Origin of the sequence: Bartonella jaculi (genome assembly GCF_039543045.1) — a bacterium.
In the GTDB taxonomy this organism is placed as follows: domain Bacteria; phylum Pseudomonadota; class Alphaproteobacteria; order Rhizobiales; family Rhizobiaceae; genus Bartonella; species Bartonella jaculi.
Window position 1 is genome coordinate 1 of record NZ_BAABIZ010000092.1, and the last position, 2,079, is coordinate 2,079.

A 2,079-nucleotide genomic window follows, 5' to 3' on the forward strand; every position below is an offset into this window, starting at 1 on the left:
TAAAAAACCAAATTTTAAAGGTTTTGGTAAAGAGCCATTGGTCACATGACGGCGGAATGTTGAAACACTCATATGAAGCAATTTTGCACTTTCACGGTCTGTCAAAAGAATATCGTTTTCTGTCATATTAAAATCCTTTCAATAATAAAAAATGGAAACAAATCATAAGCATTTATTAACCATATTTTTGAATCATATGAAAGGTATTTAATCTATAAAAAACAGTATTTTATCATATAATTTGTAATGTGATAATTTATGAGTCTTATTGAGATGATATGAGAGAAAAGAGAGAGAAAGTTATCCACAGATAATGGGGTTATGCACCCCATATCTTAAGATTGACCGGTGACATAAGCTGCCCATTTATCCATATAGACACGGCGCTGTTCTAAATAGTCAGTACGACGATAGGCACGTTCCACTTTGCCGCCTACCACATGACCTAGGATAGTTTCAGCGACCTCATAAGGAGCATCTGTTGTTTCAGCGAGCCAATCGCGTAAACTAGAACGAAATCCATGGGGACGTGCTTCAAGTCCAACCTGTTGCATATATTGTGACATGCAATTCTCACCAAGAGGACCGCGACCGGTAGCAGAAAAGAAGAAATCATTGCGAGAAAGCAAACGCGCTTGTTTCAAAATTTCTAATGCTTCTGTTGATAAAGGGACGCGAAATTCTGTTGTAGCATCACGCTTGCCTTTCATATTCTCAGCAGGAATAGTCCATATATCCCCGTCAATCTGATCTTTATGGATATAACGTAAAGGACGTGTACGAACGCCTGTAAGGATAAGCAAGCGCAAAGCTAAATGTGTCATTGTTATAGTTTTACTGAGTGTCTGATAAAAGGCAGGAACATCTTTCCAATCCATGGCTGGTATATTTTGTGTTTTATGGAGTTGCTTGCCTAAGAGAGCACGTGCTTTTGTTGTTGCTTGTAAATCAACATCCAACCCTAAGGCAGCCGCATGTTTGAGACAAATATTAAGACGATTCAGTGCTTTCTCTGCTGTTGTAGCTTTTGAATGCCAAATGGGAGTAAGGATATTGCGTATCTCTGTTTGTGTAATCTCTGAAACGGGCAGACAACCTAATTTTGGCAGAATATAAAGCCGTAAAGGTAAAAACCAGTCTCCAGCCTTACCATCATCTTTTAATTCAGCTTTACGACTTTCAAAAGCATCTAAAGCAATGTCTTTTAAATAATGAAGATTGCTTATTGCTTCACGCTTTTGTTTTTCACGTTCTTTAATAGGGTCACGCCCCTCATGCAAAACAGAACGCCATTGATTTGCTAATTCACGGGCTTTTTTTAAAGAAACATTTCGCAACGCCCCCAATCCCATTTCGCGACGGCGCCCGTGAATGGTATAACGATAAAGCCATTGAGCACCACCATCTTTACGCTTATGAAGGAGCAAGCCAGCACCATCATTATATTTGCCAGCCCCCAATGTTGCGACAGACCTTGCATTAAGACGGTTCATAAGAGCCATTTTTAGTCCTTTCTTATACAGTTTTTACCCACACGCCAGCCCCGCTTTTGACGTGCAAGCAAGTGATATTAATTGATTCAATCTGAGAGGGTTTAGAATGAAAAAACCTTACTATATTCGGGTCTTTAATTCAACATGCAAAACAGTAAATTATCTATATAAATCAATGTGTTGCTAACGCCCGGCGCCCTTATAGGGGTGTCAATTGAAAACAATATTAACATCAAGGAGTTCATTATGAACGCTACAGCAAAAAATACCCCCATTACAAACAAAACCGCATCTAATAATAAACAAGAGCCTGCAAAAAAATATGAGTTTATTAATGATGGCGAATATATAGATGGTCATTTCTTAACGCGTATTAGAGCATTAAGAGATTTTGGTGACGTCAAAAAAGGTGACCTCGGGGGCTATATTGAAAATGAAAGCAACCTATCGCATGAGGGTAATTGCTGGGTGTATAATAAAGCCCGTGTCTTTCAAAATGCACGCGTTTTTGGCAACGCAAAAGTAAAAAGCTTTTTTGTAGACGTTTATGGCAATGCACAAATTTATGGCAATGCTATTTTTGAAG

Annotated in this window: 2 protein-coding genes and 1 pseudogene; 1 reads left to right on the forward strand and 2 read right to left on the reverse strand. The window is 38.6% G+C overall.

The genetic code is table 11. The annotated features are described in order from the left end of the window. A partial coding sequence (locus tag ABD915_RS09450) for a helix-turn-helix transcriptional regulator (RefSeq protein ID WP_345117676.1) occupies positions 1-126 on the reverse strand: 126 nt, incomplete at its 3' end. Between the two features lie 209 nt (positions 127-335). Continuing rightward, positions 336-1,502, reverse strand: a complete 1,167-nt coding sequence (locus ABD915_RS09455; protein WP_345117674.1) for a tyrosine-type recombinase/integrase — start codon at positions 1,500-1,502, stop codon at positions 336-338. Positions 1,503-1,739: 237 nt separating this feature from the next. Between ABD915_RS09455 and ABD915_RS09460 the strand changes: the two are divergent. Further along, a pseudogene (locus ABD915_RS09460) lies at positions 1,740-2,079 on the forward strand (hypothetical protein); the annotation flags it as partial.

Bases quoted from the DNA above. Each gene is read 5' to 3' on its own strand.
- ABD915_RS09455 (WP_345117674.1), bottom strand. From the start codon at position 1,502: ATGGCTCTTATGAACCGTCTTAATGCAAGGTCTGTCGCAACATTGGGG.